Origin of the sequence: Streptomyces sp. SAT1 (genome assembly GCF_001654495.1) — a bacterium.
Classification (GTDB): Bacteria; Actinomycetota; Actinomycetes; order Streptomycetales; family Streptomycetaceae; genus Streptomyces; species Streptomyces andamanensis.
Genome location: NZ_CP015849.1, coordinates 2,432,166 through 2,458,834, shown reverse-complemented (window position 1 = coordinate 2,458,834; position 26,669 = coordinate 2,432,166). Strand labels below are relative to the sequence as shown.

General features: G+C 75.3%; 19 protein-coding genes. 6 read left to right on the top strand and 13 right to left on the bottom strand.

Going from position 1 to position 26,669, the window contains the following annotated elements; genetic code table 11:
• Nucleotides 1-54: 54 nt before the first annotated feature.
• Both A8713_RS10670 and A8713_RS10665 read left to right on the top strand, forming a co-directional pair.
• Nucleotides 55-1,530 (top strand): Cys-Gln thioester bond-forming surface protein, encoded by a 1,476-nt coding sequence (locus A8713_RS10670; protein WP_064533205.1) that lies wholly within the window; start codon nucleotides 55-57, stop codon nucleotides 1,528-1,530.
• A 74-nt stretch (nucleotides 1,531-1,604) separates the two neighbouring features.
• A complete protein-coding gene (locus A8713_RS10665; RefSeq protein ID WP_237305341.1) occupies nucleotides 1,605-2,036 on the top strand; it encodes a DUF7878 domain-containing protein in 432 nt (143 codons plus the stop codon).
• A 75-nt stretch (nucleotides 2,037-2,111) separates the two neighbouring features.
• Here the strand turns inward: A8713_RS10665 and A8713_RS10660 are convergent, their stop codons facing one another.
• Nucleotides 2,112-2,642 (bottom strand): HAD domain-containing protein, encoded by a 531-nt coding sequence (locus A8713_RS10660; RefSeq protein WP_064533204.1) that lies wholly within the window; start codon nucleotides 2,640-2,642, stop codon nucleotides 2,112-2,114.
• A gap of 108 nt (nucleotides 2,643-2,750) precedes the next feature.
• Nucleotides 2,751-3,200, bottom strand: coding sequence for a hypothetical protein (locus A8713_RS10655; protein ID WP_064533203.1), 450 nt, complete (start codon nucleotides 3,198-3,200; stop codon nucleotides 2,751-2,753).
• 207 nt (nucleotides 3,201-3,407) lie between these two features.
• Here A8713_RS10655 and ettA point away from each other — a divergent pair, with 207 nt between their 5' ends.
• The 3 genes from ettA to A8713_RS10640 are packed head-to-tail and all read left to right on the top strand — an operon-like array spanning nucleotide 3,408 to nucleotide 6,283.
• Nucleotides 3,408-5,072 carry an energy-dependent translational throttle protein EttA gene (gene ettA, locus A8713_RS10650; protein WP_064533202.1) on the top strand — a complete coding sequence of 555 codons (1,665 nt, stop codon included), beginning with the start codon at nucleotides 3,408-3,410 and terminating at the stop codon, nucleotides 5,070-5,072.
• Nucleotides 5,073-5,081: 9 nt separating this feature from the next.
• Nucleotides 5,082-5,498 (top strand): acyl-CoA thioesterase, encoded by a 417-nt coding sequence (locus A8713_RS10645; RefSeq protein ID WP_018568429.1) that lies wholly within the window; start codon nucleotides 5,082-5,084, stop codon nucleotides 5,496-5,498.
• Nucleotides 5,495-6,283, top strand: coding sequence for a hypothetical protein (locus A8713_RS10640; RefSeq protein ID WP_064533201.1), 789 nt, complete (start codon nucleotides 5,495-5,497; stop codon nucleotides 6,281-6,283). Before A8713_RS10645 ends, A8713_RS10640 begins: the two co-directional genes overlap by 4 nt.
• Nucleotides 6,284-6,332: 49 nt before the next feature.
• On the opposite strand, the gene A8713_RS10635 is transcribed toward A8713_RS10640, so the two are convergent.
• The 4 genes from A8713_RS10635 to A8713_RS10620 form a co-directional block, all read right to left on the bottom strand.
• Complete coding sequence (locus A8713_RS10635; protein WP_064533200.1) at nucleotides 6,333-7,298, bottom strand: ABC transporter ATP-binding protein; 966 nt, start codon at nucleotides 7,296-7,298, stop codon at nucleotides 6,333-6,335.
• A gap of 169 nt (nucleotides 7,299-7,467) precedes the next feature.
• Nucleotides 7,468-10,206 carry an FtsX-like permease family protein gene (locus A8713_RS10630; RefSeq protein WP_079158906.1) on the bottom strand — a complete coding sequence of 913 codons (2,739 nt, stop codon included), beginning with the start codon at nucleotides 10,204-10,206 and terminating at the stop codon, nucleotides 7,468-7,470.
• Nucleotide 10,207: 1 nt separating this feature from the next.
• Complete coding sequence (locus A8713_RS10625) at nucleotides 10,208-13,492, bottom strand: ABC transporter permease (RefSeq protein ID WP_064533198.1); 3,285 nt, start codon at nucleotides 13,490-13,492, stop codon at nucleotides 10,208-10,210.
• Between the two features lie 239 nt (nucleotides 13,493-13,731).
• Nucleotides 13,732-14,136 (bottom strand): globin, encoded by a 405-nt coding sequence (locus A8713_RS10620; protein ID WP_064533197.1) that lies wholly within the window; start codon nucleotides 14,134-14,136, stop codon nucleotides 13,732-13,734.
• A gap of 127 nt (nucleotides 14,137-14,263) precedes the next feature.
• On the opposite strand from A8713_RS10620, the gene A8713_RS10615 reads away from it, so the two are divergent.
• Nucleotides 14,264-15,262, top strand: coding sequence for a methyltransferase domain-containing protein (locus A8713_RS10615; RefSeq protein ID WP_064533196.1), 999 nt, complete (start codon nucleotides 14,264-14,266; stop codon nucleotides 15,260-15,262).
• 18 nt (nucleotides 15,263-15,280) lie between these two features.
• Here A8713_RS10615 and A8713_RS10610 read toward each other — a convergent pair whose 3' ends face one another.
• The 7 genes from A8713_RS10610 to A8713_RS10580 all read right to left on the bottom strand — a co-directional run bounded on the left by A8713_RS10610 (nucleotide 15,281) and on the right by A8713_RS10580 (nucleotide 26,580).
• Nucleotides 15,281-17,113, bottom strand: a complete 1,833-nt coding sequence (locus tag A8713_RS10610; protein WP_064533195.1) for an FHA domain-containing protein — start codon at nucleotides 17,111-17,113, stop codon at nucleotides 15,281-15,283.
• Nucleotides 17,114-17,195: 82 nt separating this feature from the next.
• A complete protein-coding gene (locus A8713_RS10605) occupies nucleotides 17,196-18,542 on the bottom strand; it encodes a vWA domain-containing protein (protein ID WP_064533194.1) in 1,347 nt (448 codons plus the stop codon).
• Between the two features lie 124 nt (nucleotides 18,543-18,666).
• The gene (locus A8713_RS10600) at nucleotides 18,667-20,055 is read right to left on the bottom strand and encodes a protein phosphatase 2C domain-containing protein (RefSeq protein ID WP_064537419.1); all 1,389 of its coding nucleotides are present in this window, start codon (nucleotides 20,053-20,055) and stop codon (nucleotides 18,667-18,669) included.
• 3 nt (nucleotides 20,056-20,058) lie between these two features.
• Nucleotides 20,059-22,635: a serine/threonine-protein kinase gene (locus tag A8713_RS10595; RefSeq protein WP_064533193.1), complete on the bottom strand. Its 2,577-nt coding sequence runs from the start codon at nucleotides 22,633-22,635 to the stop codon at nucleotides 20,059-20,061.
• The gene (locus tag A8713_RS10590; protein ID WP_064533192.1) at nucleotides 22,632-23,957 is read right to left on the bottom strand and encodes a hypothetical protein; all 1,326 of its coding nucleotides are present in this window, start codon (nucleotides 23,955-23,957) and stop codon (nucleotides 22,632-22,634) included. Before A8713_RS10590 ends, A8713_RS10595 begins: the two co-directional genes overlap by 4 nt.
• A gap of 83 nt (nucleotides 23,958-24,040) precedes the next feature.
• Nucleotides 24,041-25,057 carry a glutamate ABC transporter substrate-binding protein gene (locus A8713_RS10585; protein ID WP_064533191.1) on the bottom strand — a complete coding sequence of 339 codons (1,017 nt, stop codon included), beginning with the start codon at nucleotides 25,055-25,057 and terminating at the stop codon, nucleotides 24,041-24,043.
• A 41-nt stretch (nucleotides 25,058-25,098) separates the two neighbouring features.
• Complete coding sequence (locus A8713_RS10580; protein ID WP_064533190.1) at nucleotides 25,099-26,580, bottom strand: hypothetical protein; 1,482 nt, start codon at nucleotides 26,578-26,580, stop codon at nucleotides 25,099-25,101.
• Nucleotides 26,581-26,669: the final 89 nt, after the last annotated feature.

Here is a 26,669-nt window from a genome sequence, read left to right as displayed (position 1 = left end):
CTGCTGGTGGGACCGCACCCCCACGTGAACGGGTCCTGCTCGGAGGGGAATTCTGTGTGTGCTTCGTACTCTGCGCGGTCCGCGCGCGGGCGAGGGGCGGCCCGTCTCGCCGCCACGACGCTGGCGTCCGGACTCGCCGTCGCCGCCGTGCTGGCCACCGCCGGCCCGGCGACCGCCGACGGCAGGCCGCAGAGCCAGGGCGGGGCCACCGCCACGATGGGCGGCCTGAAGACGTACGGTGCCGCCGTCCTGCGCGACGAGAGCGGTAACCACCAGATCTCCGCGGGGCTGTTCGAGATGGCCGTGGACGGCGGCGGCATGCTCCAGACGTACTGTGTCGACATCCACAACCCCACGCAGAAGGACGCCAAGTACCAGGAGACTCCCTGGAGCGGCACCTCCCTCGGCGCCAACAAGAACACCGGGAAGATCCGCTGGATCCTGGCGCACTCCTACCCCCAGGTGAACGACCTCGCGGCGCTCGCCGCCAAGGCCGGGGTCAGGAACCTCACCGAGCAGGACGCGGCGGCGGGCACCCAGGTGGCGATCTGGCGCTACTCCGACGGCGCCCGCGTCGACGCCGTCGACTCCCGCGCCGAGAAGCTCGCCGACTACCTCCAGCGCAGCGCCCGCGACGAGGCGGAACCGAGCGCCTCGCTCAGCCTGGACCCGCCCGCCGTCTCCGGCCGCCCCGGCGGACGGCTGGGCCCGGTCACCGTGCGCACCGGCGCGAGCAGCGTGACGGTGTCGCCCCCCGCCGACGCCGGCGGAGTACGGATCGTCGGCAAGGACGGCAAGCCGGTCACCACCGCGAAGAACGGCACCCCCCTCTACTTCGACATCCCCAAGAGCCCCACGGGCACCACCGACGCCACCGACTCGGCCGAGAGCACCGACGGCACCCCCCGGACCCCGGACGCCGCGGCGGGCTCCGCCGAACTGACCGTCCAGGCCTCCACCACCGTGCCGGTCGGCCGCGCCTTCACCTCCGACAGCCGCAGCCAGACCCAGATCCTGGCCGGCTCCAGCGAGTCCACGGTCTCCGCGACCGCCGTCGCCACCTGGGGCGAGCACGGCCCGATACCGGCCCTGTCCGCCGAGAAGAACTGCGCCGAGGGCACCCTGGACATCCGCGTGACCAACAAGGGCGACCAGCCGTACACCTTCGACCTGATGGGCGCCGCCCACAGCGTCCCCGCGGGTGCCACCCGCACCATCGCGATCCCCCTCCAGGAGGACCAGGCCTACGACTTCACCCTCGTGGGTCCCGACGGCCGCGCCCAGCGTTTCACCGGCGTCCTCGACTGCAAGACCCAGGGCGCCGCGGTCGGCACCAAGACCCAGACCCTCGACGAACCGGCCCCGGCCCCCACCCCCGTCACCGCCGGCAACGTCCCCACCACCCCCGACCTCGCCGCCACCGGCGGCTCCGACACCACCCCCCTGATCGCCGCCATCGGCCTCAGCCTCCTGGTCCTCGGCGCCACGGCCCTGAGCATCCTCCACAAGAAGCGGACCACCCAGGACTGACCGGATCCGGATCCGGGCGGGGCTCATCCCAACGGCCCATTCCCGCATTCGGGATGGATGATGGAGGCTGGCCGGTGCGGTTCGTCTGCCGCAATTTCGGACTGTCGGATCTGCCGCGGCGTGGTCTCGCTCCGCAGGAGGCACCCCTGGAGGTAGTGCTCCTCGACATCGAGGCAGAGCTGTCCGTTCGGGAGAACGAGCGGGTGCTGTGGCGCGAGGAGCAGTTCCCGGTGGCCGAGCTGGCGTACCACTTGGCGCTGTGGCTCCAGAGCCCGGCTGCCGGACACGACGACTTCGAACTCGACTCGATGCAGGCGGAGAAGGGGCTGATCCGCATCGTGGATACCCGCGGGGGTTGGCGGATCGGCTCCGCTTTCGCTCCGGACTTCCGGACCTCACCCGTCACCTGGGACTCCCTCGTGGCGGAGCTAAGGCAGTTCGACCGCGTCGTGCGCGAGGGCGTCACGGCGTTGGGTATCGAACCTGCTTTCATTCCGATTCCCTGAGGGCCGTGCCCGGTCGGCCGGGCACGGCAGCATTCCTGTACCTCGGCCCTCGGGGGAGAGAGGACCGTTCGGACATCACCGCGTAGTCGGTCGGCCCGGTGGGTGGCCCACGGTGGCGAGCCAGCCCGCGACTGCGTGGAAGTCGGTGTCAGCCAGTCCCCTGGCCGGGTCAACGCGATGCAGCAGGGACTGGCCCGGGTGCTGTGCGGTGACCCAGGTGTGGTCCATGGCGGTGATCTCGTCGTCGAGCCAGACGAACGTCCGGCCGTCGGCCCACTCGACCAGGGCCCGGGTCTTCCAGTGCAGGCCCCGGGGACCGTCGCCCGGGTCGGTGGCCGGCCACTGCACCACGGGAAGCCGCGGCAGGCCGAGGAGCGGGGCGACGGTCTCGTTCGCGTCCTGCGTCCATGTCGTGGCCCAGACGAGCGTGCAGCCCAGGGCCAGGAGGCGTGGTCCGATGCCGGGGTCCAGCCGGTCCAGCAGCGGGTTCCCCCCGGGCCGGGCGGGTGGGGCGGCGGCCTGCGGCGGGGCGTTCGGCGATCCGAAGGGGATGAGCGGGCCGTCGACGTCGAGGAAGAGGAGGGGACGCTCCGCTGCGCTGGTCACAGCGGCACGATAGCCCGGCCGGGCGGCGAGTCCTGGCCGTCACCAGGGCCCCCGGTCAGGCGTCCCGGGCTGCCGCGTATCCGCCCAGGACCGGCCGGGGGGGGAGCCTCAGGTCCGGCGGAGGGCGGCCCGCATCTCTTCGATCAGCGCTGTACGGGCCCGGCCGACTGCTCGCCAGGCGTGGACGTACTCCGGTGAGTCCGGGGCGTGTCCCGCGGCCACCGCGTCATGGAAGTCGAGGACGCCGAGGGTGGTGCGGCCGGCGCTGTCGACGAGCCTCCGGCGGGCCACCAGTTCCAGTTGCTGCTGTGCCGCGTACACGCCGTGTTCGCCGATCGCGACGTGTCCCTTGCCGACACGGTCCGGGGAAGGGGCCGTCCGGGAGAACGCGTCCCTGGCTCTGGAAAGGGCCGACAGGTACTCCGTGCACGCGGTGCGCAACGTCTCACGGTCGTGTTCCGCCCTGTCGCGTCGCCATCGGACGTGATCGGCGGCGAGGGTGGCGACGACCCCGAGCACGGTGCCCACGGCTGTCGCGGCGATCGTCGACCATTGCATCTGTCCTCCCGGAAGGCGCCGGTACGGCGTGGGACCCCTGTGGACAGGGCGACGTCCACCGGGCCGGCCGCCCTCAGCCTCCGGTCGTCACCGGCGAACCCCCAGGTCAGAGCCCCACAACCTGACGCGTTTCCGCGCAGGGGTGGCCGTACGGCAAGATGGGGTGTATCTGCCCACTGCCAGTTTCAAGCTGCCGGACGGTTTCTCTTGGCTGAGTTCATTTACACCATGCGCAAGGCGCGCAAGGCGCACGGCGACAAGGTGATCCTCGACGACGTCACCCTGAATTTCCTTCCGGGTGCCAAGATCGGCGTCGTCGGCCCGAACGGTGCCGGTAAGTCGACCGTGCTGAAGATCATGGCGGGGCTCGAGCAGCCCTCCAACGGTGACGCGTACCTGTCGCCCGGTTACACCGTCGGCATCCTGCTCCAGGAGCCGCCTCTGAACGAGGACAAGACGGTCCTGGAGAACGTCCAGGAGGGCGTCGCCGAGGTCAAGGGCAAGCTCGACCGGTTCAACGAGATCGCCGAGCAGATGGCGACCGACTACTCGGACGCGCTGCTGGAGGAGATGGGCAAGCTCCAGGAGGAGCTGGACCACGCCAATGCCTGGGACCTCGACGCCCAGCTGGAGCAGGCCATGGACGCGCTGGGCTGCCCGCCCGGCGACTGGCCGGTGGCCAACCTCTCCGGTGGCGAGAAGCGCCGCGTCGCGCTGTGCAAGCTGCTGCTGGAGGCGCCCGACCTGCTGCTCCTGGACGAGCCCACCAACCACCTCGACGCCGAGTCGGTGAACTGGCTGGAGCAGCACCTCGCCAAGTACGAGGGCACCGTCGTCGCCGTCACCCACGACCGGTACTTCCTGGACAACGTCGCCGGGTGGATCTGCGAGGTCGACCGCGGCCGGCTGCACGGCTACGAGGGCAACTACTCCAAGTACCTGGAGACCAAGGCCACCCGGCTGCGGGTCGAGGGGCAGAAGGACGCCAAGCGGCAGAAGCGCCTCAAGGAAGAGCTGGAGTGGGTGCGGTCGAACGCCAAGGGGCGCCAGGCCAAGTCCAAGGCGCGGCTGGCCCGCTACGAGGAGATGGCGGCCGAGGCGGACAAGATGCGCAAGCTGGACTTCGAGGAGATCCAGATCCCGCCGGGCCCCCGCCTGGGCAGCGTGGTCGTCGAGGTCGACAAGCTGAACAAGGCCTTCGGCGACAAGGTCCTCATCGAGAATCTCAGCTTCACCCTCCCGCGCAACGGCATCGTCGGTGTCATCGGCCCGAACGGCGCCGGCAAGACCACCCTGTTCAAGATGATCCAGGGCCTGGAGGAGCCGGACTCCGGCAGCATCAAGGTCGGCGAGACCGTCAAGATCTCCTACGTCGACCAGAGCCGCGAGCACATCGACCCCAAGAAGACGCTGTGGGCCGTCGTCTCCGACGAGCTGGACTACATCAACGTCGGCCAGGTCGAGATGCCCTCCCGGGCGTACGTCTCCGCCTTCGGCTTCAAGGGCCCGGACCAGCAGAAGCCGGCCGGTGTGCTCTCCGGCGGTGAGCGCAACCGCCTCAACCTCGCGCTCACCCTCAAGCAGGGCGGCAACCTGCTGCTCCTGGACGAGCCGACCAACGACCTGGACGTCGAGACCCTCGGCAGCCTGGAGAACGCGCTGCTGGAGTTCCCCGGCTGCGCCGTGGTCGTCTCCCACGACCGCTGGTTCCTGGACCGGGTGGCCACGCACATCCTCGCCTACGAGGGCGACTCCAAGTGGTTCTGGTTCGAGGGCAACTTCGAGTCGTACGAGAAGAACAAGATCGAGCGGCTCGGCCCGGACGCCGCCCGGCCGCACCGCGCCACCCACAAGAAGCTGACCCGGGGCTGATCGAAGCAGATGCGCCACACATACCGCTGCCCGCTGCGCTGGGCGGACATGGACGCCTACGGCCACGTCAACAACGTGGTGTTCCTCCGCTACCTGGAGGAGGCGCGCATCGATTTCCTGTTCCGCCCGGACAAGGATTTCCAGCAGGGGTCCGTGGTGGCGCGTCATGAGATCGACTACAAGCGGCAGCTCGTCCACCGGCACGAGCCGGTGGACATCGAGCTGTGGGTGGCCGAGATCCGGGCGGCGTCCTTCACCCTCGGCTACGAGGTCAAGGACGGCGACCGGATCTACGTCCGGGCGTCGACGGTGATCGTGCCGTTCGACTTCGAGGCGCAGCGCCCGCGCCGGCTCACCGCCGAGGAGCGCGAGTTCCTCGGGGAGTACCGGGACGAGACGGCCGAGGAGGAGGCCGTCGCCGCATGACGGTGCTCCACCTCGCCGACGAGACGGAGGCGGCCGACCTCGCCGCCTTCCTCTCCCGGCTGCTGCACTACGACCGTGCCGCCGCCGTCCGCCTCCAGGCGGCCGGGACGGCGCTCGCGGTGTTCGGGCGGCCGGCGTCGTTCGAGGTGCTGGCGGTGCGCGCGGTGGCTCTCGCCAAGCCCTACGAGGACGGTCTCGACGCCACGCTCGACGTGACCGTCTCCGCGGGCGAGCTGCTGGAGTCCATCGACGAGAAGGCCGCGACGGGCGTCGTGCCGGCCGCGGTGACCGGGCCGCCGTGGGCGGGCGTGCTGCCGCCGCGCGGCGGCTGGCGGCGCGAGCCGGGGCTGCCCCCGGCCGAGGCGCTGCGCGCGCTGGTGTCGGCGGCCGTCGCCGAGTTCCGCTCCCGTACGGGGAGCCTGGTGCCCGAGCGGCGCACCCGCGCCGAGCTCGACCGGATCGGGCGGGAGATCTGGTCCCGGACGGTCGGCGAGACCGCCCTGCCGGTGCGGGCCGTGCACGCGGCGCAGTCCCTGGGCTTCCTGCGCGGGACCGCGACCACCGGGCCCACGGGGACCACTGACTCCGGAGCCGGGGCCGCACCCGTATCACCCGCGTCACCCGCGCCGCCCGCCGTCTCGGCCGGGGCCGGTACCCCCGCCGTGCCCGCGCCGGGCGGGCCCGCGCTGTTCTCCTCGGGCGCCTGGCTCCGGCTGCGCACCCCGTTCGGGTCGGTGGCGGTGCGCCGGGCCGGGCTCGGCGCGCTGGGCGTCAGCGTCCGCTGAGCCCGGTCCGGCGCACCGGGCCGACGGTCCCGCCGGGCGCGGCGCGGGCTCAGGCCCGTTCGCTGTCGCTGTCGTCGGGCCACACCGCGATGTGGTCCTCCTCCAGTTCCAGCGCGACGCGGTCGCGCATGCCGAGGGTCTGGGTGTAGTCGGCGGGCAGCTGGAGCCGGCCGGCCCGGTCCAGCATGGCGTACTCGCGGCTGACCACCCGCTCGTCGCCGGTGGCGGCGTCCACCTCGCTGCGGCGCAGCACCTCCGTGGAGGTGCGGCCGTCGCGGATGGCGACCGTGCGGCGGACCTCGGTGGCCACCGCCTGGTCGTGGGTGACGATGACGATCGTGGTGCCCAGGCGTTCGTTGGCGGTGCGGAAGGCGGCGAAGACCTGCTCGCCGGTGTGCGAGTCGAGTTCGCCGGTGGGCTCGTCGGCGAGCAGCACCGAGGGGTTGTTGGCGAGGGCCACCGCGATGGCGACCCGCTGCTGCTGGCCGCCGGACATCTGGTGCGGGCGCCGGTCGCGGCAGTCGCCGACCTCCAGCAGCTCCAGCAGTTCCAGCGCGCGTTCGGCCTTGGCGCGGCGAGCCAGGCCGCGGGCGCCGGCCAGCTGCATGGGCAGGGCGACGTTCTGCGCGGCGGTCAGGTACGGCAGCAGGTTGCGGGAGGTCTGCTGCCAGACGAAGCCGACGACCTCGCGGCGGTAGCGCAGCCGGTCCTTGGCCGTCATGGCGAGGAGGTCGTGGTCACCGACCCGGGCCGCGCCCGCGGTGGGCGTGTCCAGACCGGCGAGGATGTTCATGAGGGTGGACTTGCCGCTGCCGGACGCGCCGACGAGCGCCATCAGCTCGCCCTTGCGCACCAGCAGGTCGAGGCCCTGGAGGGCCTGCACCTCCACGCCGTCGGCGGAGAAGATGCGGACCAGCCGGTCGCAGGTGATCAGCGCGTCATGGCCGTAGGCGGGCCGGGTGCGGTCCTCGGTGGCGCGCCGGGCCAGGTCGGCGAGGGTGGGGTTCGTCGTCATCGCAAGACTCCTGCACGGCGGCTGTGGCGGCTGGGGCGGCTACGGCGGCGGGGGCGGGGGCGGGGTCGGTCGGAGGGACTGGTTCGGCGGCCGGCCCGCCCGAGCGGGCCGGCCGCCTCGGCGGTGCTCGCCCCGGTGGCGCTCGTCGCGCGCCTCGTGCCGGTGGCGCTCATCGCGCTTCCCCCGCCCGCAGCTCCCGTACGGAGCTCTTGCGCCCCGTCCACCAGGCCTGCACGGCGGCGACCGCCACCGCCAGCAGCAGGACCGCGACGGCGGGTACGGCCAGGGACAGCGGGTCGGTGCGCAGCGCGCTCGCGCCGGTGGCGCCGACGCTTGTCGGCAGCGCGATCGTGGTCAGGTCGATACCGGGGGAGAGCAGCCGGATCGTCGCCCAGCCGGTCAGCGCGCCGCCGGCCGCGGCGAGCACCGCCTGCGGCAGCGACTCCAGCACCAGCAGGCGGCGCCCCTGGGCGCGGGTGAGACCCATGGTGCGCAGCCGGGCGAGCATCGCGCCGCGCTCCTGCGCGGAGCGCAGCAGGGCGAGGAGCAGGGCGAGCACCGCGTAGCCGGTGCCGGCCGCGACCGCCGCCGTGTAGATGCGCTCGGCGCCGGACTGGAGCGGCGAGTCGACGAACCGGGCCCGCTCGGCGGAGCGCAGCTCCACGCCCACGGACGCCCCCGCCGCCCGGCGCAGCGCGCCCGCGTCGAGGTGGTCGCCGGTCAGCAGCAGAGTGCTGGTGCGGGCTGCCTGCCGGGTGAGGCCGGAGCGGTCCACGACCAGGAAGTTGGTGCCGATCACGGCCGGTGTCCGCTCCCGGACCAGGGCGATGCGCACGGTGACGTCGCTGCCGTCGTCCAGCCGCACCGGGAAGGGCTGGGTGCCGTAGGTCCGGGCGACCGAGGGGGAGGCCAGCGCGGGCAGCGGGGTCCCGCCGCCGGACGGCCGCCGCAGCGTGTCCTGGGAGAAGGCGCCGAGCCCCATACGGCCGGACAGGGCCGCGTAGTCGGCGGGGACCACACCGGCCAGGGTCACCTGGGTGAACCCGGTGCCCGCCTTGGCCTGGTAGTTGACGGCGGCCTCGGTGACCGCGCGGACGCCGGGGGCGTGGCGGACGCGGTCGGGCAGGGCGGCGGGCAGCACCCCGGTGCCCTCGACGCGGGCGTCGGCGCCGACCGCGATGAGCGCGGCGTGGTCACGGGCGTCCGCCACCCCGGCCAGCACGGAACCGCCGAAGGCGGCCGTGGTGAGCGCGGTCAGCAGGGCCAGCAGCGGCAGTACGGCCGAGACGGACGTACGGCCCGCGCGGGCCAGCGACAGATGGCCGACGGCTCCGCGCAGCCGCGCGGCCGGGCGCATCAGCAGGCGCAGCGGCAGCGGGTAGAGCCGCACCAGCACCAGCGCGGCGATCACGCCGATCAGCACCGGGGCCAGCGAAACCAGCTGGTCGCCCGAGCCGTCCGAGGAGCCGGACACCCCGCGACGGCGCAGCGCGATGACCGCTCCCACGGCGATGACCAGCAGCGTCAGTTCGGCGACCGTACGGCCCCTGGAGGGGCGTACCGACATGGTGTCCTCGCGCGGGGCGTGGACGCGGACCACCCGGTGGGCCAGCGCCGCGCGCAGCGGCAGCGCGGCGCAGGCGACGGCCGTGACCGCGACGGCGGCGGCGACGGCCGGGAGGCGGCGGCCCTCGTCCACGGCGAGCAGGGCCGCGCCCAGGCCGACGGCCCCGGCGGGCACCGCGACCACCGCGGTCTCCGTCAGCAGCCGGCCGGTGAGCCCGCGCAGCGAGGCGCCGCGGGCGCGCAGCAGGGCCAGTTCGGAGCGGCGGCGGTCGGCGGCCAGGCCCCCGGCCATCAGCAGGACGACGAGGGCGACCGTGGCACCGCCGAACGCGGCGACCGCGACCAGCGGGCCGACGCCGGAGGTCAGCCGCCGGTAGGCGGTGAGGATGTCGTCGAGGTCGGTGTCCGCCTGCGCTGCCGGGTCGGTGGCCGCGCGGATCTGCCCGAGGCCCGGTCCGGCCTCCAGGGTGGCGACCGCCGACTTCAGCCGGTCCAGGTCGTAGGCGTGCAGGGCGCCGGCGTCGGGGGCGATCTGCCAGTAGCGGACCGGCTGGCCGTTGGTGCCCAGCAGGGCGGGGGCCGCCTCCGGCGGGAGCAGCAGGGCGCCCAGCCAGTAGTACAGGGGGTCGGTGCCGCCGGGGACCCGCACCAGGGCGGGTGTGCGCAGCAGCGTCTGGGCCGACCAGTAGGAGCCGTTCGGTTCGCGGGGCGTGACGATGCCGGTGACGCGGACGGCCAGCGGCGGCCGGGACACGGCGGGCACGTGGACGACCGAACCCACCTTCACATGCAGGCTCTCGGCCGTCTCGGCGGTGACGGCGGCCTCCACCTCGGCGGTCTCGGCGGTCACCTCGCCGTCGGCCCGGGGCAGCCGGCCGTCGCGCACGGTGGAGTGGGCGGCCAGGCCGTTCTGCGCGGCGAGCCGGATCTGCGCGGGGATGCCGTTGGGCCGCGGGATCCACGGGTCCGGGACGCTGAGGTCGGCGGTGTTCTGCACCCCGTACGCGGACTGGCCGGCGTCGACGCTCAGCGGGGCCGGTACGGCGCCGGTGACCCGGGCGAACTGGCGGCCGAGCGCCGGGGGCAGCAGCGCCTGGTAGCGCTCCTCGGCGGGCAGCTGGAGGCCGGGCTGCGGCGCCGTCACCGTCAGGACGGTGCGTTTCGGGGTCGCCTGGTCGACGGCGCGGGTCAGGCCCGCGTCCTCGTAGCGGTCCAGGGCGCGCGGGAACGCGGCGGCCAGACAGGCCGTCAGCGCGACGAGCAGGGCCAGGGCCGCGGCGGCACCGGGCGCGGTGCGCAGCCGTACCCGGACCCAGGCGGGAGCGACGGTGCGGGTGTTCACCTCACTCACCTCCGCGGTCTCGAAGGGACACCGCCGGGTCGGCCCGGCGCAGGGTCATGACCGCCGTGACGACGAGCGGTGCGGCGGCGACACCGGCGAGCAGCAGCGCCACCTGGCCGGGCGGCAGCTGGACCAGCACCGACGGCACCGGTTTCGCGGCCTGCCCGGTCAGGACGATCAGCGGGATCACGGCCCGGGTCAGGACCGTGCCCAGGGCCACGCCGACCACCAGCGCGAGGGCCACCAGCACGCCCTGTTCGGCGGCGAGCATCCGGGCGAGCTGGCGGCGCGGGGCGCCCAGGGCGCGCAGCACCGCGAACTCGGCGTCCCGTTCGCGCAGCGCCCCGGCCGCGCTCACCGCGAAGCCGAGCGCGGCCAGCGCCGCCGCGACCACCGCCGCGGCCGTGAACGCGGCGGCCGGTCCGGCGCCGAACGGGTCGTCGCGCAGCCGGTCGGCGATCTCGGCGCGCACCACGACCTGCGCCGGGTCGACGTCGGGCAGGGCGCGCAGGGCGGCGGCGACGTCGCCGGTGTGCGCGGGGTCGGTGCTCAGCCACCACTCGGTGGGCTCGGCGCTCTCGCCGTAGCCGCTCTGGAGCAGCCGGTTCACCGACCGCAGGTCCATCAGGATGCCTCCGCCGTCGTGGGCCGCGTCCGGGGCGGCGCTCTGGCCCGCTCCGGACGTGGTCGGCAGCTCGTGCACCGCGCGGACGATCCGCACCGGCAGGTTGCGGCCGGCGAACGTGACGTCCATGCGCTGTCCGGTGCGGGCGCCCGCGGAGGCCAGGAAGCGGTCGGTGGCCACCGCCGCGATCTCCGTCCGTGCGGGCCGCCCGACCTGGAGCCGGACGCTCACCGTGTCCAGGTCGTAGCTGTTCTCGCGCGGCACGTATCCGGTGCCGTAGGTGACCGTCAGCGGCCGGGCCGAGGTCACCTTCGCGGCGGCCGGGGCGTTCCTGTGGTCGGGGAAGGAGTCCTGGTCGCCGCCGGAGGAGACCGCCGTCCAGGTCGTCGGCAGGGTCAGCGCCCGTGTCGTGCCGCCGTCGCCGACGGTCTCGATCCGGGACACGGTCAGACGGTGCTCGGCGGCCCGGTCGACCGGCTGGGTCACGGTCAGGTCCAGGCCGGTCAGCGTCAGCGGGCCCGCGCCGGGCGGCAGGCGCAGGTCGAGGGGGCGGGCGCGGCCGTCGGCGGGCAGCGCGGGCAGGGACGTGCGGTAGGGGACGCCGTACCGGTCCTCGACGGTGACCGCCAGGTCGACCGAGGGCGCCGGACGCTCGGCCGGGGTGCCGCGCACGGCCGTCGTCAGGCGCAGCCGGGTGGTGCCCTGCGGCACCGGCACGCCCGCCGCCGCGCCCTTGGGGGCCAGCTGCGCGAGCATCGGCGTCACCGGCTGCGGCGCCAGGTCGGGGCGCATCAGCACCGCGCCGGAGGCGGTGGTGGTGTCCAGGGCGAGGGCGGTCGCCGTCCGGTCGCCGGACAGCGGCAGCGAGGAGCGGACGGCGGGGGCGGCGGACCGCACGTGCGGGACGGCCGCGTACTGCTCGGTGCGGCCGAGGCCGCCCTCGCCCGCGCCCATCACCCGCACCGGCGCACCGGCGAGGAAGTCGGCCTGGTCGTCCTGCGAGCGGTCCCAGGAGGCGTTCTGGCCGATCGCCAGCATGCCCAGCGCGATGGCCAGCACCAGCAGCAGCACCGGTCCGGCGCCGCGGGTGGGGCGGCGGCTGAACTGCCAGCCGGCCAGCGCGGTCGGCAGTCCGCGGCCGCCGGCCGCCCGCCGCTCGGCCAGCCGCGCCACCGGCGGCAGCAGCCGCAGGGTCAGCACCGTGCCGGCCAGCAGGGCGAGCGCGGGCGCGGTGACCAGCAGCGGGTCGATGCCGAGCCCGCCGGCGCTGTCGCCGCCGACCGCGCCGGAGGACTGCTGGTTCAGCTGCCAGTAGGCGACACCGGCCACCGCCAGCAGGCCGACGTCGGCGCCCGACCGCAGCGGCGCGGGCAGCGCGCGGGCGCGGCGGCCGGGCGCGAGGGAGGAGGTCAGGGCGGGCAGCGTCACCGCGAGCGCGCAGCCCAGCGCCACCGCGGCGGCGACCAGCCACACCCCGGGGCCGCCGGTCACCGGGACGTCCGGATGCAGCCCGATCCGGGCCAGGGCGCCCTGCCCGGCCAGCAGCCGGGTCAGCGGCCCGGCGAGCAGCGGCGCGCACACCACGGCCGGCACGGCCAGCAGCAGCGCCTCCGTGGCGGCCAGGCCCGCCAGCCGGGCCCGGGAGCCGCCGCGGGCCCGCAGCAGCCGGCTCTCACCGGCGCGTTCGCTGCTCAGCAGCCGGGCCACCAGCAGCAGCGCGTATCCGGCGAGCAGCGCGAGCTGGAGCGCGGCGATCAGCAGGGTCGAGCGGGCCACCAGCAGGGAGCGGTCGATCCGGTCGAGGACGTCGGGCAGCGTGGTGGTGACGGTCGGGGTGGCGCCCAGGGCGGTCGTCTTCTTCAGGGCGGCCGCGCCCGCGCCGACCGCGTCGCGCAGCGCGCCGGTCCGGCCGGTGGTCAGGGTGCCGAAGTCCGCGGCGGCCTGCCAGGCGGTCTGTCCGGCGCTCACCCGGTCCCCGGCGAGCAGCCCGGCGTCGGCCAGCAGCGGCCCGTACGTCGTGAAGTCGACCTTGCGGACACCGCGTCCGCCCAGGTCGTCCAGCTGCCAGTACGGCGCGTCGGCCCGCACGGGCCGGTACAGGCCGGTGATCCGCACCTGGACCTCGCGCTCGCGCAGACGGTCGCCGAGGGTCAGCCGGGCGCCGGGCTTCAGGCCCAGGCGCTGCGCCGCCGCCTGCGGCAGCGCGGCCTGGAGCTCGCCCGTCGCGGTGGCGCGCGGGAGGCTGCCGGAGACCAGCCGCACCTGGGCCGGTTCCAGGGCGGCGAAGTACGTCAGGTCCGGGTCGCCGGAGCGCTGCGCGGCCGGCTGGAGCGTGCGCGGCAGGGAGTAGGGGCCGGAGCGGGCCAGCGCGTGCACGCTCACCGGCAGGCCGTCGAATGCGGTGCGGACCTGCTTCCGTACGGCCGCGTCGGCAGCGGCGCGCTGCGCGGGCGGTACGTCGGCCTTGACGACCAGGGTCGTGCCGGCCGCGTTGCGCGGGTCCCGCAGCGAGTGGCGCAGCGCGGCGTCGCCGATCGCGCCGGAGTAGGCGGTGAGCGTGGCCAGCACGGCCGTCGTCAGCAGGACCGAGAGCACCGCGGCGGCCAGGAGCAGCCGGTGGGCGCGCGCCCGCGACAGGATGAATCCCGTGAACCCCGCCACCCGGCTCCCCCGTAGTTGTTCAGACCTTTCGGCGATGCTGTCAGAGGGGACCGGGCACGGGTAAGCGCTTGTAGACCGAGCTTGATCGGATTGTGACCGGAAATCGGCGTCGAACGACCGGAATGCGGGACTCCGAGCGACGTTCCGGACTCGTGCACGCCAGCCGGTGGCTCAGAACCGGTGGTTCGGGCCGGGGCGGATCGGACTGGGGCGGATCGGGCCGGGGCGCGCCGGGCGGCTCAGCCCGGGGTGTTGATCATGGAGGCGGCCGCGTACGTCAGGTAGTTCCACAGCGTCCGCTCGTGCTCCTCGGACAGGCCCAGCTCGTCCACAGCGGTCCGCATGTGCCGCAGCCAGGCGTCGTGCGCCGCGCGGTCCACCGTGAAGGGCACGTGCCGCATCCGCAGCCGCGGATGGCCGCGCCGCTCGCCGTACGTCGTCGGGCCGCCCCAGTACTGCATCAGGAACAGCCGCAGCCGCTCCTCCGCCGGACCGAGGTCCTCCTCCGGGTACATCGCCCGCAGTTCGGGGTCGCCCGCGACCCCCTCGTAGAAACGGTGCACGAGCCGGCGGAAGGTCTCCTCCCCACCGACCTGCTCGTAGAAGGTCTGCTCCTGAAGCGTGCCGCGCCGAATCTCATTCACCCGTTCATCGTCTCAGACCGCCGGACGGAGGACCCCGTCCTAGGACCCGTTCACCCCCGGCCGGGGGGAAGGGCGCGGCCCGGCGCCGGTGCTCGCCTCGCGGCGCTCCGCGCAGCACAGTGGAGGCATGGGCGCGCACGCTGTCGGGACCGACGAGCAGGACTGGGACGGCCTCGCCGCCGAGGCGCGGGCGCGGCTGGTGCGCGAGATCGAGGCGAGCGGGGCGTGGGCGGCCGACCCGGTGTGGCGGGAGGCGTTCGCCCGGGTGCCGCGGCACCTGTTCGTGCCGTACTACTACGTCGCCGGGCCCGGCGGCCACGAACGCCGCTGGGGCCAGAGCCCGGATGCCGCGGCGCGCGAACGGTGGCTGCGCGGCGCCTACGAGGACGTGCCGCTCGCCACCCGGCTGCGCGACGGCGAACTGGTCTCCTCCAGCAGCCAGCCCTCGCTGATGGCCCAGATGCTGGCCGAACTGCGGCCCGCCGACGAAGACCGGGTCCTGGAGGTCGGCGCGGGCACCGGCTACAACGCGGCCCTGCTCGCCCACCGGCTCGGCGACGACGGCCTCGTCACCACCGTCGACCTGGAACCGGAGATCACCGAGGCGGCCCGGTGCCATCTGGCCGCCGCGGGCCACCACCCGGCGGTGGTCACGGGCGACGGCGCCCGCGGGGTCCCCGAACGCGCCCCCTACGACCGGATCATCGCCACCTGCGCGCTGCCCACCGTCCCGCGCGCCTGGCTCGCCCAGTGCGTGCCCGGCGCCCGGATCCTGACCCCGCTCGCCACCGGCCTGGTGACGCTGACCGTGCGGGACGCCGCGCACGCCGAGGGTCCGTTCCTCGACACCGCCGCCTACTTCGTCCCGCTGCGCGGCACCGGCGGCGGCCCGGACGCGCCGCTCCCGGACCTGCGCGGGGTGCCCGCGCGGGCCCGGGAGGACGACGACTTCCGCTTCCTGCTGGCCCTGACCCGGGGGCGGACCGGCCCGCGCGAGGCCCACGCCCTGTGGGAGCGCGCGGGCCGCCCGCCGCGGGAGCGCTACGGCGTCACCGTGTGCGACGGGCGGGCCTGGGCGTGGCTCGACGACCCGCGGGGGCCGCACCGCTGGCCTCTGCCGGGGTGATCCCTACGGCGGCGCGGGTCAGCCGCGCCGCACCGTGATCGTCGTCCAGGCGCCCACGTGCACCCGGTCGCCGTCCTGGAGCGGCACCGGCACGAAGGGCTGGATGGGCTCCTCGCCGCCGTTGACGGTGGTGCCGTTGGTCGAGTTCTGGTCGACGACCGCCCAGCCGCCGTCCGGCTGCTGGACGAGCACCGCGTGCTGGTGCGAGACGCCCGGGTCCTCCGGCGGCACCGACAGGTCGATGTCGGGGGTGTCGCCGGTGGAGTGCCGACGCCGGCCGATGGTGACCTGGCCGCCGCCGAGCGTGCGCTGCTGCTCGGGCGAGTACGCGGGCAGGTTCAGGCCCGCGGCCTCGGGGCCCGAGCGCTGCATCATCGCCATGAAGTAGTCGCGGTCCGGCCCGATCGTCGCCGTCCAGGTCGCCGGCTGCTGTGGCTGCTGCGGGAACGGTGAGGAGGGCGGCGACTGCGGGGAGCCGGGCTGCGGATAGCCGTAGCCGCCGCCCTGGCCGCCCTGCCCGCCGGGGTCGGTGGACGAAGGCGGGGACAGCACCCAGTCGTCGTCCCCGCCGAAGCCGCCGGGCCCGCCGGGGCCGCCCGGCTGCGGCCGGTTCGTCTCCTGCGGGAACGCGGGCGGCGCGGGCGGGCCGGACCGGTGGAACGCCTGCGCGGCGCCACCGGGACCGCCGGGCCCGCCCTGCTGACCGGGACCGCCCGGACCACCCGGACCACCCGGCCCGCTGGGGCCGCCCTGCTGGCCGGGTCCGCCGGGACCGCCGGGACCTGTGGGGTTGCCGAAACCGCCGGGGCCGCCGGGTCCGTTGGGGCCGCCCTGCTGACCAGGACCACCAGGACCACCAGGGCCACCAGGACCGCCGAAGCCGCCCTGACCGCCGGGCCCGTGGGGGCCGCCCTGCTGGCCGGGGCCGCCGGGTCCGCCGGGGCCTGCGGGGTTGCCGAAGCCGCCGGGACCGTTAGGACCACCAGGACCACTGGGACCGCCGAAGCCGCCCTGGCCACCTGGCCCGTTGGGGTTGCCCTGGCCGCCGGGGCCCTGGGGACGGCCGAAGTCGCCCTGGCCGCCGGGCCCGTGGGGACCGCCGCCCTGCCGACCGGAGTCGCCGAAGCCGCCGGGACCGCCCGGTCCGTCGGGGCCGCCCTGTCGGCCGGGGTTGCCGAATCCGCCCGGACCACCGGGACCGGCGGGCGGGGTCGGGCCGGGGGGCGGCGGGACCGGGCGCGACGGGTCCGCGCCGAAGCCGCCCTGGCCACCGGGTCCGCCGGGCGCACCGGGGCCACCGGGCCGGCCGAAGCCGCCGGGCGCACCCGGGCCGCCGGGTCCGCCCTGGCCACCGGGCTCCGCGCCGAAGGGCGGGATCGGCTCGGCGGGCCGGTTCACCTGTGAGGGCCGGGAGCCCTGGTACTCGTAGGAGTCACCGCCGCCGTAGGACGGGCCGGGTGCCTGCGGGAAGCGCGGGCCGGGGCCCGGGTTCTGCGGGCGCGGCGCGGCCGGGGTGTACGAGGTGGCGGTGTTCGTCAGGAAGTTCCAGCGGCACTCCTCGCAGAACGGCGCGCCGCCCTCCCGGGGCGTACGGCACTGCGGGCACAGCTCCGCCCGGCCGCCGGGCCCGGCGGAGGGGGGCGGGAAACCGCCGGCCGGACCGGGGCCGCCGGGACCGCCGGGTCCGCCCTGGCCACCGGGTCCGCCGGGACCGGGCGCGGGCGGGAAGCCGTAGCCGCCGACCGGGGGCGGCGGCGGGGGCGGGGGCGGTACGGCACCGGCCATGCGGTGACCGCAGACCTCGCACCAGTCGTCGGAACCCGACTGGTGTCCGTTCGGGCAGGTCGGCATGTCGGCGCTTCCCCCTCTCCTGTCCGGTCGCGTCGACCGGGTTTTCTCCCACCCCGAGGGGCCGGGCTCGCTGTCTTTCAGGTCACTTCTTTACACGAACAGTCTTTGTGGACCGGGTCTCGAGAGTCATCTCGTCGGCTTCCTCGACCTTCGCCTTCAGTCGCACAGTACCCGCCGCCGCGTCCACCACGTCCACCACCTTGGAGAGCAGCTTGGCCGTATCCGCGTTCCCCGAGGCGGCGGCGAGCTGGACCGCCCGCCCCAGTCTGGCCGTCGCTCCATCGGAATCGCCCGCTTTGCGGAGATCGAGGCCCTGTTGGATGACCTGTGCCAGTTCGGCCTGCCCGGTGTAGTGGGCGACCTGGGGGTTGATCGAGGTGGAGGCGGCCACGTCGTCGGTCCACACGGCCCGTACCAGCCCCTGGGCGCCGAGGTTCCGGGCGCCGCCGTCCGGCTGCGGCACCACCAGGGAGACCCGGGCCGCCAGCATCTCCTGGCCCAGGTGGGCCGCGGGCACCTCGACGCACAGGTGGTAGTCGCGGGACTCGTCGCCCCAGGAGCCGGTCGGATAGTCCCCGGCGCGCGGTCCCGCCTCGGCGCGGCGGCCGGTCAGGTCCTCCACCGTGGGCGCGACCTGCTTGACGAACCGGATCGTCGTGCCGACCGGTGTCCACACCCGCAGGGCGACATCGGCGACCTCCTTGCCCATCGCCGTCTCCATCATCTGCGCGAAGTCGGCGGCCAGGCCCGCCGGGTCGGCGACGATGTCGGCGGTGCCGAGCAGCGCGGAGGCGATCCCGGTGACCTCTTTCACCTCCCAGTCGGTGCCCACGCCCCGGGCGTCGCAGGTGAAGCGCCCGGCGCACGCGTCGAGCGCCGCCCGCAGGTCCTCGGGCGACTCGTGTTCGTTGCGCCCGTCGGTGAGCAGGATGCCGTGCCGGATGGCCACGTCCTCCGAGGCGAGCAGCCGGTCGGCGAGCCGCAGCCAGGTGCCGATGGCGGTGCCGCCGCCCGCGCCGAGCTTGCGCAGCGCCAGCTTGGCGTGGCCGCGGGTGACGGAGTCGGCGACGGCGAGCCTGCCGCCGCCCGGATAGACCTCGGTGGCCCGGTGCGTCCCGGCGACCACCGCGAACCGCACCCCGTCGCGCAGCGTGCCGATCGCGGCGGCCGTGGCCTCGCGGGCGTTGCGCATCTTGGCCGGCGGATAGTCCATCGAGCCCGAGCAGTCGACCATGACGACCACCGCCGCGGACGGCCCCTCACCGGTGGCGGACGGATGCGGGGCGCCGGCCGCGCTCCCGATGGTGCCGCCGCCGGTCGCCGTCACCGTGACGACGGCGTTGACCTCGCGCCCGCCCTCGGGCAGGTACTCGTTCTGGTACACGTCCACCGAGAACTGCGGCACGCTGGACTTCGAGAAGTTGGCCATGCCTTGCCAGATCCCCCTCCGGGCCCCGTGAGCGGGGCCGACGACTGTGCGGTTCTTGCGGACCGGCCCCTTCCGGTCCACCGGCGCTCCCCGTACCCGTGGCCGCCCCGCCCGGTCCGGTCCCTCAGGCCGATCCTGCCCCCTGCGGCGCGACCGGGAACGGCAGCAGCGCCACTGTTACGTTGTCGTGGCCCCCGCCGTCGAGCGCGTGGCCGACCAGCACCCGGGCGCTGTGCAGCGGGCGGTCGGCGGCGTCCCGGGGCAGCACCTCGGCCATCTCCTCGGCCGTCTCCGCGTAGTTCCACAGGCCGTCCGTGCAGACCACGACCACTCCGGGCCGGTCCGGCTTGAACGACGCGGTGTGCGGCTCCAGTTCGTAGGCGTCCGCGCCGAGCCAGCCGGTGATCGCGTGGGCGCGCTCGTCGGCGTACGCCTGCGCCTCGCTCATCAGCCCGGCGGCCACCATCTGCGCGGCCCACGAGTCGTCCTCGGTGAGCCGGGCCGGCGGCGCCGAGCGGTCCACCGGCACCCAGTAGACGCGGCTGTCGCCGACCCAGCCGACCACCAGCAGCCCGGCGGTGACGACCGCGCCGACGAGCGTGCAGGCGGGGGAGTTCTGCTGCGGGGAGTGCTCGCGGTCCGCTGCGGGCTCCTCGGCGAGCGCGTCGACCGACCGCGCGGCGGCGACGATCGCCTCGTGCATCGCCTGCTGCGGGTGGACGCCCCGGGGCAGGGCCTCCAGCAGAGTGGCGCTCGCCGCCCGGGACGCGGCCAGGGACGCCTCGTCGGGGCGGGTCGCGGAGGACACGCCGTCGCAGACGACGGCCACCGCGGCGGGCGAGCCGCCGGGCAGCACCGCGTTGCCGATCGCGAACGCGTCCTCGTTGCGGTGGTGGCGCCGCCCGCGGTCGCTGACCGCCGCCACGGGCCCCGACTCCCGCTCCATGTGGTCGCGTTCGCGCGGCTGGGCGTGCCCGCAGTTCTCGCAGTAGCCGTCGTCGTCCACCCGGCCCGCGCGGCAGGCCACACACACGGCGGTGGCGGCCTGGGCGGCGGGCTCCGCCGGGGTGCCGGGCGCGTCCTGCGCGCCGGGGACGGGTCCGCGCGGATCCGGTGCCTGCAACGGGTACTCCTCGGGCTCGGACCCGGCCGCGCGGTCGAACCGCACGCCCGCGCCCGGCTGTTGTGGTGCCGGCTGCCCCTGCGCGGGCAGCGGCGAGCCGCCCGAGTCGGTGCCGGGCAGATCCGTGGGGCGCTGCATGCGCGCCCCGCCGGAGCTGTCCGACTGCGGGGCGAGCGGCCACTCCTCGTCCGCGGCGCCGTCCTCGGCCGGGGCGGACGGGCGCGGCACCGCGCCGGTGTGCATGGCGGCCGTCGGCGTGCCGGACGGCGCCGCGGCGGCCGCGGACAGGTCGAATCCGCAGGCGCCGCAGAAACGGTCACCCGATTCGAGCGGCTCCGCGCAGCTCGGGCAGTTCGTCAGGGCGGCGGCCTGCTGGTGCATCTGCGACATCAACTACACCCATGTCCGGGGGCGGTAACGGTTGGCACGTTCCACCAGGTCGATCCTCTCCTCACCGCCGGGCGCCAGCCGGGCCAGCGTGCGGTACGTACGCTCCAGGCCGAAGCGGAGTCCCCGCTCGTCCAGGTCGCTGCCGAGCAGCACCCGTCCCGGGGACGGATCCGCGGCCCTGCCCCCGGAGAGTATCCAGTCCAGCGCGCAGCCGAGAACCTCGGCCGACAGCGACTCGCGCCGCGCCGGGTCAAGACCGTGCGCGCGCAGCGCCTCCACCTGGGCGGCGGCGGCCGTCAGATCCTCCTGGAACGGCGTGTCGGAGGCGAGCGCCGTACGGTGCCGCAGCCGGGCCCGTACCGCCGCCACCCTGGCCGCCGTGCAGTGCACGGAGGACTCCGGGACCGACTCCAGGGTTCCTACGGCCGCGCGCCGGTCGCCGCCGGCGAGCTGGACCCGGGCCAGGCCGAACGCCGCGCTCACATGGCTCGGGTCGCTCGCCCAGACCAGGCGGTAGTACTCGGCGGCGTTGTCGAGCTGGCCGAGCACCTCGGCGCACAGGCCGAGCGCCAGCTTGGGCGCGATCTCGCCGGGGAAGGCGTCGTAGACCGCGTCGAAGGCGAGCGCCGCCTCCTCGTGGTCGGCGGTGACCAGGGACGCCAGGCCCCGGTACCAGACCACCCGCCAGTCGTCGGGGTGCTGTTCCTCCAGGCCGCGCAGCACCTGGAGGGCGTCGGCGCTCTCGCCGGTCTCCAGCCGGGCGCGGACCAGGCGCAGCCGGGTCTCGGTGGACTGCGCGGGCGCGGCGGCCAGCGCGGGGATCAGCTCGGCGGGCGCGGAGGCCAGCAGGCCCGCCAGGAAGCCCGCGTTGGGGTCGGTGGTGTCGACGTGCGGCACGGGCAGGGCGAGGGCCGCCGCCGGGGCGTCCACCGGCCGCACCAGGGCGGGAGCGGCGCCCGGGGCGCTCACGGCGGCCGGGGCGCCTCCGGCGCTTCCTGCGGTCAGGGCGGGCGCGGGCGCGCCAGGAGCGGGGCCGAGCGCCGGGGCGGGCGCCGGAGCCGCCCGGCCGCGTCCGCGCCCGACGGGCGCCCGCGCGCCCAGCCGGGACACGTCCCCGTCCAGCGGCGGGAACAGCTCCGTGTCGGTGACCCTGGTCTCCGGGCCGAACAGCGTCGACAGCGCCGGCCGGGCCCGGCCCGTCTGGAGCGACACGACCTCCCGGAGCACCCCCGTCAGCTGCTCGGCCATCTCCTGCGCGGAGGCGAACCTGCGGGCCGGGTCCGGATCGGTGGCGCGCACCAGCAGCCGGTAGAAGGACTCGTAGCGCCGGAACACCTCGATGGTGTCCGGGTCGGGCAGCGAGTCGGCGTAGGTGTTCGTGTAGCCCTGGAAGTCGAAGGTGAGCACCGCGAGCGTACGGCCCACCGTGTACAGGTCGCTGGCCACCGAGGGGCCGGTCTCCGCGACCTCGGGCGCCTGGTAGCCCACGGTGCCGTAGATGGCCGACTCGTCGTCGTCCGCCCGGCGCACCGCGCCCATGTCGATCAGCTTCAGCTCGTCCTCGGTCTGGATCGCGTTGTCGACCTTGAAGTCGCAGTACAGCAGGTTGCGGCTGTGCAGATGGCCGAGCGCCTCCAGCGCCTCGATGCCGTACGCGCACGCCTGCTCCACCGGCAGCGGGTCGCGCCGTCCGTCCGGGGTGCGGCGGGCGTTGGCGATCTCCTTCAGCGACTTGCCGCCGACGTACTCCATGACGATGTAGCCGTCGAGGGAGCCGGTGCGCTGGTCCAGGTGCTCCACGAAGTTGTAGATCCGCACGATGTTGGCGTGCTCGATCTCCGCGAGGAAGCGCCGCTCGGAGATGGCCGCCGCCATCGCGTCCTGGTCGCCGGTGTCCAGCAGGCCCTTGAGAACCACCCACCGGTCGGCCACGGCCCGGTCCACGGCCAGGTAGATCCAGCCCAGACCGCCGTGCGCCAGGCACCCGGCGACCTCGTACTGGCCGTGCACGACGTCCCCGGCGCGCAGCTTGGGCACGAACGAGTACGGATGGCCGCACTTGGTGCAGAAGCCCTCCGTGCGGCCGGGCCGCTCGCCGCGCGCCCGGCCCACCGGCGCCCCGCAGTCCGCGCGCGAGCAGAACCGCTTGCGCTCGGGTACCTCCGGGTTCTCCAGCACCATCGAGCGCGGGTCGGGCCGCGGCACCTGCGGCACCTGCACCAGACCGGCCCCCAGCCGGGCGCGGCCCGAGGAGCCCGCCGCCGAACCCGAGCTGCGCACCGACACCGACCGGCTGGTGGACCGCCCCGACACCGAGCGCGACAGCCGCCCCGACACCGACCGGGGCGACCTCGACGACTGCGACGACTGCGACGACGTACGCTCGCCGGCACGCGAACCGCCGCTCGCCGCCGAGCCGTTGCCGCCGCCCACGGCCCCCGTGGGGGCGGAGGTCACCAGGCCGGTCGCCGACACCACCGGCGCCAGGCCGCAGGTGTCGCAGTACAGCTCACCGCCGCCCACGTCCTCGTACGCCCCGCCGCAGTCCGGCCGCTGACAGGTCTGCCCCGCCTGACTCATGACTCCCCCCCACCGTCGCCGTCCCGAGGACCGCCCTGGCGCGGCACCCGTGCCGCGCCCAGCAGTTCCGCCGCCGCGTGCTGGTAGCGCAGCACCGCCTGTTCGGCCACCCGCAGGTCGCAGGGGGCGCTCCACAGCATGCGGCGGGCCGCGTCGTACCGCTCGACCAGCAGCGGGTCCTCCGCCAGGCCGTGCCGGGTCACCTTGGCCCGGTACGCGTCGAGGCGGCCGCGCAACTCGGCGCGGACCGCCAGCGGCGCGGTGACCGCCGTCAACGACTCGCGGGCGCGCAGCAGTTCGTCCTCGGCCTTCTGTTCGAGGGACTCCAGCAGCGGCGACAGCCGGTGCCACTGGGCCTGCCTGCGGTACTCGGCCGCCGCCGACAACTGCTCCTGGAGCGCGGTCGGCGGGCCGCTGACCACGGGCACCTCGGTGGCGGCGATCTTCGCCAGCACCTCACCGCGCGCGGTGCGCGCCTCGGCGAGGGTGCGGTCGGCGCGCGAGAGCACGTCCCGCAGCCGGATCAGCCGCTGTTCGGCGTCCTGGCGCACCCCGAGCACGGCGTCGATCTCCCGGCGCACCTCCTCCAGCGCCCGCGCCTCGCGGTCGTACACCGTGGTGTCGGGCCGCCCGCCGCCCGGCGCCGAACTGCCCTGCGCGGGCACCCAGTGGGCGAGCGGGTCGCTGACCACCTGCTCGCGCAGCCGGGTCAGGGTGCGGGTGATGCGCTCCAGGTCGTCGCCCGCCGGGTGTTCGCCGGGGCGTACGCCCACCGAGTGCGCGAGCCGCCGGGTGCGCTGGAGTTCGGCGGCGAGCAGGTCGATACGGGCGGGCAGCGCCGACCACACGGCGTCCGCCGCGACCACCATGTCCAGGCTGCTCGCGTACAGCTCGTTCATCCGGTCCACCAGCTCGGCCAGCGAGAAGGATCGGCTCAGGCGTCCCGCCTCGGCCAGCGCGGGCGCGCCGACCGCAGCGGCGCCGGGGACCGTGACGCTCGCGCCGCGCAGCAGTTCGGTCAGCTCCACCAGGTCCTCGCGGCTGGACCAGCGGCGGCGGGCGCGGATCTCACGGGCGGTGCGCAACGCGCCCGCGTAGGCGTCGAAGTACGCCCACAGCAGTGATATCGACGCCTCCGTCACCGCCCAGCGCTCCTCGGTGACCCCGGTCAGCCGGGCGCCTTCGAGGAGCCTGCGGCCCGCGTGGTCCTGGAGGGCGAGCAGCGAGGTCTCGATCGCCTCGTGCTCCGCGCCGAGCCGCGCCAGCGCACGGTCCACCTCGTCCCGGTCCAGCACCGGCCCGGCGGGGTCCGCGCCGCCCATCGATCACCTCTCGCTGCTCTTCGTGGTCCGTCGGCCCTGCGCCGCTCGGTGGCCTCTTCGTCCGCGGCCCGTGCGGGCCGGGGTCACCGGTAGGCCGGTGCCGGCGGAGTCGCCGACTCCGAATCCTTACCCAGGGTGGCGGACAGCCAGTGGTCGTACGCCGCCTTCCAGCCCCCGTCCTTGCGGTAGTCCTCCAGGCTGCGGTTGACCTGACGTACCAGATCGTCGGCGCCCCGCCGCATCGCCACGCCGTAGTACTCCTTGGTGAAGGTGCCGCCCTTCAGCTCCACGGCCGGGTCCTGCGCGGCCTGGCTGGCGGCGAGCGCGCCGTCGGTCACCACCGCGTCCACGTCGCCCAGTTGGAGACGCACCAGGCAGTCCAGCTGGTTGGGGACGGTGGTGGAGATGTCCGTGGACGCGGGCAGGGCACCGCTCTTCCGGTCGGCGGACAGGTGGTCGTAGGCGGTCGAACCGGTCGCCGAGCACACCTTCTTGCCGGCGAGGGACGCGTCGTAACCGGTGATCGGCGAGGTGCGCGGCGCGAGGACCTGCTGGCCGGTGAGGAAGTACGGCGCGGAGAACGCCACCTTCTCCAGGCGCTTGCAGGTGATGGTCATGGTGCGCACCACCAGGTCGACCCGGCCGCTCTCCACCGCGTGTTCGCGCTCGTTGGTCGGGATGGCCCGGAAGGTGACCTTCGTCGGGCTGCCCAGCAGGTCCTGCGCGATCCGGCGGGCCAGGGCGATGTCGAAGCCGTCCAGGTCGTCGGAGGTGCTGTTCGGGTTGCGGTAGCCCCAGGCGAAGCTGTTCTGGTCGACGCCGACCACCAGGGAGCCGCGCTTCCTGATCCGCTCGACGGCGGGGCCGTCCGCGTCGGCCGGTGCCAGACTGCGGTTCTGCGCGTCGCCGTCGTCGCAGTCGCCGGCCCTGGCCTGCACGCCCTGAGCCGCCCCGGCGCCGCCCGCGGCCGGGGGAGGCCCGCCGTGCGACCGGGTGGCGGGCAGCACCAGGACGAACGCCAGCGCCAGGACGCAGACGACCGCCATCGCGCCCACACCGCCCCAGCCCCTTAGACCGGACCGCAGTCGCCGCATGCGCATCCGCACGCCTCCTTCCACCCTTGTCACGCCCCCTCTCACTCTCACCGGTACTCCGACAGCCTTCGCCCGATGCCCAGCAGGGCGCCGGCCCCGCCGAGCAGGGCCAGGGCGGCGGCGCCCTCGGGCAGCAGGCCCATCGCGCCGAGCCCGTCCTGCGCGGCGTCCTCGAACTTCGCCGTCTCGTGGTCGATCGCCGTCCTGAGCGCGGCGTCGACGTCGTCGAAGCACGCACCCGTCGACTCGTCCTTCGCGCTCTTGCCGTCCGTCGCGCCGGTGCCGATGACCCGGTCGCGGGCCGTGCGGTAGTCCCCGGCGTCGTCGGCCTGGCGGGCCAGCGCGTGCCGGGACTTCCAGACCTTCACCGACTCGCTCGCGGCCCGCACCGGTGCGCGGCCCGCCGCGTCGTCGGCGATGGCCGCGGCCCGCGCCAGCTTGCCGGTGAGGTCGCCGATCTCCTGGTCGTAGTTCCAGTCGTAGGCGTCCCTCACCTTGCCGCCCGGCAGGGTCCTGGTCTCCGCGCCCCGGCTGACCAGGGTGAGGTTCTCGTCGCCGCGCGCCTTGAGGGAGGCGATCCGGGCGTCGTGCAGCACGTTCAGCGAGTCCACGTCGCGCCGGGAGTCGTCCAGGGCGGAGCGGGCGAGGCCGTGCCCGGCGACCAGCCACAGCAGGACGGCGGCGGTCGCGGCGGTGGCCCCCACCAGGCCCCGGTTCAGCACCCGGTTGGTCCGCCGGTACTCGCGGCGCTGGGCCCAGCCGAGCGCGGCCAGGGCGAGCACGCCGAGCGCGACGGCGGCCCACGGGTAGGGCGTCGCGTCGCCGTAGTCGGCGCTGCGCCGCCCGTTCTCGTTGCGGTACAGCGTCTCGGCGGCCGGGAGCATCTGCTGCTGCATCAGGGTGTTGGCGGTGCGCAGATAGGCGCCGCCGACCGGGAAGCCCTGCCGGTTGTTGGCGCGCGCCGACTCCACCAGGCCCTTGTAGCGCGGCAGCAGCTCGTTGAGGTCGCCGATGGTCTTCGCCGCCGGGGAGCCGGGCGCGGAGTTGGCGGCGGCGGTCACCAGGCCCTGGGCGGCGGTGCTGATGTCCGACTCGTAGCGTCGCCGGGTCGTCTGCGTCTCCTGGAGGCCCGCCAGATAGCCGCTGCTCGCCATGGTGTTGGCGTCGGCGAGGGAGCGGTAGATCCCGGCCGCCTCGGAGCTGAGGGGCTGGCTGCGGTGCAGGACGTCATGGGCGGCGGTCCGCCGGTCGCCGCTCTGCCAGGCGGCGGCGGCGCCGAACGCGAGGACGAGCAGTGCCAGGAGCGCGCCGATCGCCCGCAGCCTGCCCGGCCCGGTGACGGCGGCGGCGCGCAGCCGGTCCAGGCCCTCGGCGAACGCCGTGCGGCGCGGCGGCGCGGGAACCGGCGCCGGGGCCGACGGCGTCCGGCCGCCCGGCCCGGCGGGCGCACCGGGCTGCGGCGGCACGGCGGGTGTCGCGGGCGCGCCGGGGTGCGGCGGCGCCACGCTGCTGTTCGGCGAGTGTGTCACTGCTGACCCCCCCATGGTCATCCGTCGCCGCAAGTATCCCTGTCCTGACCGGGATCCGCACCGGCCTTCGCCCGATCTTGCTCCGATCG

Coding starts and splice junctions, on each gene's coding strand:
- A8713_RS10590 (WP_064533192.1), bottom strand. CDS start 23,957: ATGGGCGGCGCGGACCCCGCCGGGCCGGTGCTGGACCGGGACGAGGTG.
- A8713_RS10655 (WP_064533203.1), bottom strand. CDS start 3,200: ATGCAATGGTCGACGATCGCCGCGACAGCCGTGGGCACCGTGCTCGGG.
- A8713_RS10640 (WP_064533201.1), top strand. CDS start 5,495: ATGACGGTGCTCCACCTCGCCGACGAGACGGAGGCGGCCGACCTCGCC.
- A8713_RS10585 (WP_064533191.1), bottom strand. CDS start 25,057: ATGCGCATGCGGCGACTGCGGTCCGGTCTAAGGGGCTGGGGCGGTGTG.
- A8713_RS10645 (WP_018568429.1), top strand. CDS start 5,082: ATGCGCCACACATACCGCTGCCCGCTGCGCTGGGCGGACATGGACGCC.
- A8713_RS10615 (WP_064533196.1), top strand. CDS start 14,264: ATGGGCGCGCACGCTGTCGGGACCGACGAGCAGGACTGGGACGGCCTC.
- A8713_RS10610 (WP_064533195.1), bottom strand. CDS start 17,113: ATGCCGACCTGCCCGAACGGACACCAGTCGGGTTCCGACGACTGGTGC.
- A8713_RS10635 (WP_064533200.1), bottom strand. CDS start 7,298: ATGACGACGAACCCCACCCTCGCCGACCTGGCCCGGCGCGCCACCGAG.
- A8713_RS10600 (WP_064537419.1), bottom strand. CDS start 20,055: ATGTCGCAGATGCACCAGCAGGCCGCCGCCCTGACGAACTGCCCGAGC.
- A8713_RS10595 (WP_064533193.1), bottom strand. CDS start 22,635: ATGAGTCAGGCGGGGCAGACCTGTCAGCGGCCGGACTGCGGCGGGGCG.
- A8713_RS10605 (WP_064533194.1), bottom strand. CDS start 18,542: ATGGCCAACTTCTCGAAGTCCAGCGTGCCGCAGTTCTCGGTGGACGTG.